We start from the raw sequence: 464 nt of genomic DNA, 5'->3' as shown, positions 1-464 counted from the left end.
TTTATGCCATATTTGTTTAATCGTTTGTTGTATTTTTTAGACGTGTACTGGAATCCCTGATCCGAATGGAGGATGGTTCCGTGCACGTTTCTTTTTTTATTTAGGTCCTCCACAGTATCCAAAACTAATTTCATATTATTCCTATCTGATAATTTCCACGAAACAATTTCGTTATTGTAAATATCCTGAATTACCGATAGGTAATAAAAACGATTCTGAAAGGGGATGTAAGTGATGTCAGTGACTAGGACTTCATTTTCCTTTCTCTTCTTGAATTCCCTGTTGACTAGATTAGGGAATACTTTGGAACCTTTTTTGCCAAAATATCTCCACTTTCTTCTAATCTTCGACTGAATATCCATTACCTTCATTAACCGGTAAACCTTTTTATGGTTGACCTCGAACCCTTCTTCCTTAAGGGCGGTCACCATTCTAGGGTAGCCAAACTCCTTGTGTTTGAGATG

General features: G+C 36.9%; 1 protein-coding gene. It reads right to left on the bottom strand.

The window, feature by feature from the left end; translation table 11 throughout:
- A partial coding sequence (locus LC455_RS31125) for an IS3 family transposase (protein WP_223596808.1) occupies positions 1–464 on the bottom strand: 464 nt, incomplete at both ends.

It is taken from the genome of Neobacillus bataviensis, from assembly GCF_019969725.1.
Note: the sequence above shows the minus strand (reverse complement) of the source record. Positions and strands in the feature narration are given on the sequence as shown.